The sequence below is a fragment of the Gelidibacter sp. genome (assembly GCF_035577925.1).
Lineage (GTDB): Bacteria > Bacteroidota > Bacteroidia > Flavobacteriales > Flavobacteriaceae > Gelidibacter.
Genome location: NZ_DATJCY010000265.1, coordinates 1 through 7,607, shown reverse-complemented (window position 1 = coordinate 7,607; position 7,607 = coordinate 1). Strand labels below are relative to the sequence as shown.

The 7,607-nt window shown below is 36.5% G+C and carries 5 protein-coding genes and 1 pseudogene; 5 read left to right on the top strand and 1 reads right to left on the bottom strand.

The annotated features are described in order from the left end of the window. On the top strand, positions 1-423 hold a 423-nt coding region (locus VNJ50_RS10510; RefSeq protein ID WP_325581636.1), incomplete at its 5' end, for an aldehyde dehydrogenase family protein. 109 nt (positions 424-532) lie between these two features. On the opposite strand, the gene rsmG is transcribed toward VNJ50_RS10510, so the two are convergent. Continuing rightward, positions 533-1,162, bottom strand: coding sequence for a 16S rRNA (guanine(527)-N(7))-methyltransferase RsmG (gene rsmG, locus VNJ50_RS10505; protein WP_325581634.1), 630 nt, complete (start codon positions 1,160-1,162; stop codon positions 533-535). A gap of 145 nt (positions 1,163-1,307) precedes the next feature. On the opposite strand from rsmG, the gene VNJ50_RS10500 reads away from it, so the two are divergent. The 4 genes and pseudogenes from VNJ50_RS10500 to VNJ50_RS10485 all read left to right on the top strand — a co-directional run. Continuing rightward, positions 1,308-2,408 (top strand): acyl-CoA desaturase, encoded by a 1,101-nt coding sequence (locus VNJ50_RS10500; RefSeq protein ID WP_325581633.1) that lies wholly within the window; start codon positions 1,308-1,310, stop codon positions 2,406-2,408. A gap of 13 nt (positions 2,409-2,421) precedes the next feature. Further along, positions 2,422-3,606 (top strand): pyridoxal phosphate-dependent aminotransferase, encoded by a 1,185-nt coding sequence (locus VNJ50_RS10495; protein WP_325581631.1) that lies wholly within the window; start codon positions 2,422-2,424, stop codon positions 3,604-3,606. Positions 3,607-4,200: 594 nt separating this feature from the next. Next, positions 4,201-7,296 (top strand): TonB-dependent receptor, encoded by a 3,096-nt coding sequence (locus VNJ50_RS10490; RefSeq protein ID WP_325581629.1) that lies wholly within the window; start codon positions 4,201-4,203, stop codon positions 7,294-7,296. Positions 7,297-7,315: 19 nt separating this feature from the next. Next, positions 7,316-7,607 (top strand): annotated as a pseudogene (locus VNJ50_RS10485) (RagB/SusD family nutrient uptake outer membrane protein); the annotation flags it as partial.

Here is a 7,607-nt window from a genome sequence, read left to right as displayed (position 1 = left end):
AGCAAAGGTTATTTTATTGAACCTACGGTAATAGAAACTACCGATCCGAAATACACGACCATGTGCACTGAACTCTTTGGCCCTGTGATTACGGTTTATGTTTATGAAGACAATGCTTTTAGCGAAACTCTAAAATTAGTAGATGAAACCAGTGAATACGCATTAACAGGCGCGATCTTGGCAACCGACAGATACGCTATTGATGAGGCCACTAAAGCGCTACAAAATTCAGCAGGAAACTTCTATATCAACGACAAACCAACAGGTGCCGTGGTTGGCCAACAACCTTTTGGGGGTGCAAGGGCATCAGGAACGAATGACAAAGCAGGTAGCGCACAAAACCTGTTGCGTTGGGTTTCTCCAAGACTAATTAAAGAAACATTTGTAACACCTACAGATTACCGTTATCCGTTTTTAGGATAACATTGTGTTTTATATACAAATAAAGCCCTCAACTTTTTGGTTTGAGGGCTTTTTTATTAATTGGCATCTAGAATTTGATGCCTATAAAAACCAATGGCAAATTTAAGATTTAGCCTTTATATTTTAACGGCAGATGGACCAGCTTTTTGGTTTCAAAAAATTCTTCTTTATAAAAATCTGAAAGATCATAAACAGAAGCTTTAGGGAAATCAATGAGTTCTTCTGCCAAGTCGCCACCTTTTAAATAAATGATGCCATTTTTAAGTTCATGCCTTTGTTTTTTGGCAATTTTTCCTTTTACCCAATGCACAAAAGTTGGCATGGCAGCAACCGCTCGGCTCACTATAAAATCATAAGTATCCTCTACCTCTTCTACCCTACAATGGGATGTTTTTACATTTGTCAACCCCAATCCTTCCACAACTTCATTAACCACTTTAAGCTTTTTGGCAATACTATCTACCAAATGGAAATTGGTTTCGGGAAACATAATCGCTAGCGGAATTCCCGGAAATCCACCACCAGTGCCTACATCCATCACTTTTGTTCCCGGACGGAACGTAATCAACTTGGCTATGGCCAATGAATGCAGAACGTGTCGCAAATAAAGTTCATCAATATCCTTTCGCGACACGACATTAATTTTAAGATTCCAATCTTTATAAAGTTCCTCCAATTGTTCAAATTGCTGTAATTGAAGGTCTGTCAGATCAGGAAAGTAATTTTTAATAAGTTGCATTTTATCCATATTTCGAGCAAAAATAAGCATTTTTATATCGATATTTTTAGCATTTTCTTATTAAGTACGAAACAATAATTGTCTATCTTTGCACTTCTATAAATAACGCTCATATTATGGCGTTATCTGATTAAACTTACAAGTAATGACACAGCAAACGCTATCGTTCTCCAGAAATGATTCTGCAAAATTTTTCAGAACACTCAATAAACGTGTAAATGATTATTTCAAAGACAATAATATCAAACGGACGGGAAACTGGAAAATATGGGTTAAGACCATTGTCATGTTTTCTTTATTTTTGACACCATATTTTTTAATTCTTACCCTCAACTTACCAGCTTGGGCCATGTTGTTGCTCACTATTGTCATGGGCATTGGAATGGCCGGAGTGGGCATGAATGTGATGCACGATGGCAATCACGGTGCTTTTTCGGATAAGGAATGGATCAACCGATTAATGGGAAGCAGCATCTATATTTTGGCTGGAAATGTGTATAATTGGAAAGTACAGCATAATGTGCTTCATCATACATATACTAATATTCATGGACATGATGAAGATCTGGAAGCTGGACGGATTTTAAGATTTTCCAGACATTCACAATGGCATAGATACCATCGTTTTCAACATTATTATTCCATATTCCTTTATGGATTACTGACAATCAACTGGGCCATTACGACCGATTTTCTTCAAATGAAACGGTATTTAAAACGTAAACTATCTTATGGAAAATTTCCTAACCCTGCTACAGAATGGAGCAAATTGGTGATTTCTAAAATTATTTATGTCTCTATTTGGATTGTGATCCCAATGACATTGACAAATATTGTATGGTGGCAAGTACTACTCGGATTTTTTATTATGCATTATGTTGCGGGGCTTATCTTAAGCGTTGTATTTCAATTGGCACACGTTATGGATGAAGCCGAAATGCCTCTGCCTGCCGAAAATGGTACCATGAAAAACACATGGGCCATCCATCAATTAAATACTACTGTTAATTTTGGAACCAAAAACAAAATTGTTAACTGGTTTACAGGTGGATTAAATCATCAAGTTGAACATCATATTTTCCCTCATATAAGTCATGTTCATTATTCCAACATTGCAAAAATAGTCAAAGAGACGGCTAAAGAATTTGGTCTTCCGTACAAAGAATATGCTACTACGCGCAAAGCCATAATAGCTCATTTTAGTTATCTCAAAGAAATGGGACTAAAACCAGCATTACAATCCTAATTTTATATTTCAAATGAACTTACTTTCGGATAGAATTTTAAATATGTCCACATCTGCTACCTTAGCAATGGCCGCCAAAGCCAGAGAATTAAGAGCAGAAGGAAAAGATATTATCGGGCTGAGTTTGGGTGAACCAGATTTTCACACCCCAGACTATATTAAAGAAGCCGCCATACAAGCCATTAATGATAATTACAGTTCCTACACACCTGTTGACGGTTATGTAGAGTTAAAAGACGCGATTATCACAAAGTTTAAACGCGACAACAATCTGATTTACAATCACAATCAGATTGTGGTTTCCACAGGTGCTAAACAGGCTTTGGCCAATCTTGCCGCAGTATTAATCAACAAAGGCGATGAAGTCATCCTCCCTTGTCCATATTGGGTAAGCTATGCCGATTTGGTAAAACTGAACGACGGTATCCCTGTTGAAGTCCCAACCACGATTGCTACCGATTTTAAAATGACGGCAGAGCAACTGGAAGCCGCCATAACCCCAAAAACTAAAATGCTTTGGTACAGTTCACCATGTAATCCTAGCGGCTCGGTGTATAGTAAAGCCGAATTACGTGCCTTAGCTGATGTCTTACAAAAACACCCAGATATCATTGTGGTATCCGATGAAATTTATGAGCACATCAATTTTACCGGTGGTCATGCAAGTATGGCAGAATTTGAAGATATGTACGACCGTACCGTTACGGTCAACGGCGTCTCGAAGGCATTTGCTATGACCGGATGGCGTATTGGTTATATTGGAGGGCCAGAAAAAATTGCACGTGCTTGCAATAAAATGCAAGGTCAAATCACAAGTGGCGCCAACTCCATTGCCCAACGAGCGGTTATTACGGCATTGACAGAATCGCCATCGAGAGTTCAGTTTATGATTGATGAATTTAAAATTCGTCGCGATTTGGTACTGGATTTACTGAAAGATATCGAAGGCTTTAAAACCAATATTCCAGAAGGCGCTTTTTACGTATTCCCAAATGTATCCTCTTACTTTGGAAAAACATTGAGAGGAAAAACTATCCATAACGCTTCTGACTTCTCATTATATCTACTTGAAGAAGCTCTTGTAGCCACTGTTGATGGTGGTGCTTTTGGCAACCCTGATTGCATTAGACTATCTTACGCAGCCTCGCAAGACCAAATTATTGAAGCCTTGAAAAGGATTAAAGAATCGGTTAATTAGAATTAATCTGTTACAATATTTACACAAAAAGAACCACTAATAACAGTGGTTTTTTTTATTTATAACCGTCATAAATCATTTATATCAACAAAGTTTAATGGTTATTTCTACATTTTAATTAATAGTACTATAATATCTTATTAAAACTATAAAACCTACCTCGTAAAAACTGATTTAAAACCATACACCTTGTCAAGAAAACTTCACTTTAAACTACAATCAATTAATCTTCAACCCTAGAAATTTTATTCAAAAAACAAAAGTTCAAGACTTTCCTTTTTTCTAAGAAATCACATTTTTAGCAATTTTTTATAAATTTAAACAAAGGCACCTCCAATTAATTAAACACCCTTCTCATAACCAGTAAAATAGGAGTTATTTTTATTAAAATACAACTAAATAACATTAAAAAACCAACACCTAAAACACCTATAATCAACTGATTACTTAATAACAGGATGTTTTATACATTTTTGATAATTTATTGATTTATTTTAACATATAATATGTTAAAGTTTGTAGAATTTAACACAATTTCTTGTTTCATATTCAATTATTCGTTTCTTTGCCAACATAATTCTAACCATATTATAAATGAAAACAAAATTCAGTTTAATTCTAACACTTTGTATAGTGTTCGTTACGCATCTATCAATTGCGCAACAAAAATCTATATCGGGAACCGTCTCAGACGAATCGGGAATTCCTTTGACCGGAGTAAACATCTTGGTCAAGGGCACGACCACTGGAACACAATCCGATTTTGATGGAAAATACACCATAAGCGCGAAAGCAGGTGATATTCTATCATTTACTTACGTGGGCCTAAAATCCCAAGAAGTTACCGTAGGTGCTTCAAATACTATTAATATAAGCATGCAAGAAGATGCTTCGCTTTTGGACGAAATCGTTGTAGTAGGTTATGGGGTCCAAAGAAAATCGGAAATAACGGGTGCTATTTCTTCGGTTAAAGCACAGGACATCCAAGATCTTGTTTCAAGTTCATTTGAATCGCAGTTGGCAGGGCGTTCATCAGGTGTACAAGTATCTTCATCAGGAGTAATTGGTGAAGCACCGAAGATTAATATTCGCGGGGTAGCTTCCATTAACTCTGGCACAGATCCACTTTATGTAGTTGATGGAGTACCATACTCTAGTAGTGGCTCAGGAAGTAACGTAGACGTCAATCCTTTATCAGACTTAAATCCAAATGATATTGAATCGTTTGAAATTTTAAAGGATGGTGCTGCTTCTGCAATTTATGGCTCGCGCGCAGCTAATGGTGTTATTTTAATTACCACTAAAAAAGGAAAGAAAAATTCTTTTAACGTCCGTTTGTCAACTATTACAGGTTTGGGAAAACCTATGAAACGCTATGATATGTTAGGTGCCAAAGACTTTGTTGCAATCTCTAACGAGAAAACAAGTAATGATGGTGTATCCGATTGGGCTGCAGGAACCGAATATGACACAGATTGGTTCAAAGAGGTATTAAGAGACAATGCACTACAAGTAGAAGAGAATATCAGTGTATCAGGTGGATCTGATAAAGGCACATATTACTTTTCGTTGGGTCATGGAAAACAAGAAGGGGCACCAAAAGTTAATGAGCAAGAAAAGTATAACATTAAACTTTCAGTAGAACAAGAAATGACCAACTGGCTGAAAGTTGGTGGATCTGTAGCAGCCTCCAGAAACAATACGACTGCAATGAACAAAGGCGATAACGCTTTATCAGGATTTATGAAGAATGCCACAACCCAATTGCCAAACGTTCCGGTTTATGACCCTAACAATCCTCTGGGTTATAATATTGCCAGCAACGGTTCTGAAATAGGACGTTGGGACAACCATAGAGGGGTTCAAGGGCAATATCCAAACATTTCTTATATCATGAAACATAATACTTATAATTCTAAACGAGATAGAAATGTTATCCAATCCTTTGCTGAAGCTAAGATTATTGATGGTCTAACCTACAGATTTCAAGTTGGATTTGACCATTCTAATACAGGAGAGGTTACTTATTTAAACCCTAACCATGGAGATGGTATGTCACCTAAAGGTAGACTAAGCCAATATTCATTCGAGGATGAAATGTGGAACGTTCAAAACATTATTAACTATAACAAAACCTTTAATAATGTCCACAATTTAAGTGCTACTGCAGTGGCTGAATTTCAACAAACAAGTTGGTCATATTTTTATGCGATAGGCGAAGGAGTGGCTCATCCAGATTTTAACAAACAAATTATCTCCAATGTATATGAAGAACAGTATATAGGTGGGAACAAACAAGAGGATGGAATCCGCTCATATATTGGTCGTCTGAGCTACAACTTTGACCAACGCTATTTTGTCCAACTTTCTTTACGAAATGACGCCTTGTCAAAATTAGACAAGGAGAATAGAGAAAAGACTTTCTTTGGAGGATCATTAGGATGGACCGTATCTAACGAAGCTTTTTGGAGTGATTTCAAAGATATAGTAAACGATTTTAAAATTCGTGGTTCTTATGCCGAAACAGGAAACACCAATATTGGTGCCTATCCTTATTTAGGAGTTTACGCCCCTAACAAATACGGTGATGTTACTGGTATTGGATATGACCAATTTGGAAATGCTAACTTAAAATGGGAAACTACTAAAAAACTCAACGTAGGTATTGACTTAGGATTTTTGAAAAACCGTCTCAGATTCTCTGCGGATTATTTCTCAAATAACACCGATGACATGGTGATCAATAGTGCCACAGCACCTTCTGCCGGTATTCCTGAAAACATAATTAAAATCAACGCCGGTGACATGAAAAATAGTGGTGTTGAGTTTAGCATTGGTGCAACCGTCTTTAATACTAAGGATTTTACTTGGAACACTGATTTCAATCTTACTTTTACCAAGAACAGAGTATCAAACCTACCAGGTGGCGAAGATATTTTCCCTAAACATACTTCAAGTGCAGCAAGCGTGCATCCAAGTATCATTAGAGAGGGGGAAGCAGTTAACTCTCTATATGGATTTAAATATTGGGGTGTTAACAAAGAGAATGGATACCCTGTCTATTATAAAGCCGATGGTTCAATGGTACAAATGAATTACAATACAAGTTCATATGTAGTATATAATCCAGCATCGCCAACAGACGTTTCTGAAAAAAGCTCTTTAAGTGAAGGAGATAAATTTATACTTGGTCAATCAACACCTAAATATTTTGGCGGATGGCACAACACATTAACCTACAAAGGATTTGACATGAGCTTCTTATTTAGATTCAGTGGTGGAAACAAAATTTACAACTATGCACGTCATGAGTTGTTAAGTCAAGACTTCCGCAACAACACAAAAGAAATCTTTGGAAGATGGCAGAGTCCTTCAAATCCAGGTGATGGTATCACTCCTAAATTAACTACAAGTGATAACCGTGCTAACCCAGATTATTCTTCACGATATGTCGAAAATGGAGATTTTATCTCATTGGATAACGTCACTATTGGATATAATTTCACACATAATATGCTGAAAAGTGGAACAATCAACTCATTAAGAGTTTATCTAACTGGTCAAAACCTGTTCAATATCACAAACTATAAAGGACTAGATCCTGATGCAGTAACTTATTGGGGGGTTGACAACTTCTCAACTCCAAGAAATAGAATTTTTGCATTGGGCATGAACTTAAGTTTATTTTAATTTAAAAAAATAAAGAATTATGAGAAATTTTTTAAAATATTTAGGAATACTCACCATGATCTTTTCTTTGGCGAGTTGCTCGGATGAAAATTTACTGGATAAGACTCCATTTAATAAAATTGCAGAAAGTGAAGCATTTAGCTCTCCAGAAAACATAAGACTAAGTGTTGTGGGAATGTATGAAAATGCAGCTATTGGTCTTTATACAGGAGCTCCCAGAGGTTTTGTTTGGGGAGGAGCTTGGGTACAGCAAAATGACAATCGTGGAGAAGATGTCGTAAATATGGCTTCTTTTTACAAAATCACCTATG

Excerpts from the sequence above, each read along its gene's own strand:
- rsmG (WP_325581634.1), bottom strand. The coding sequence starts at position 1,162 with ATGCAACTTATTAAAAATTACTTTCCTGATCTGACAGACCTTCAATTA.
- VNJ50_RS10500 (WP_325581633.1), top strand. The coding sequence starts at position 1,308 with ATGACACAGCAAACGCTATCGTTCTCCAGAAATGATTCTGCAAAATTT.
- VNJ50_RS10490 (WP_325581629.1), top strand. The coding sequence starts at position 4,201 with ATGAAAACAAAATTCAGTTTAATTCTAACACTTTGTATAGTGTTCGTT.
- VNJ50_RS10495 (WP_325581631.1), top strand. The coding sequence starts at position 2,422 with ATGAACTTACTTTCGGATAGAATTTTAAATATGTCCACATCTGCTACC.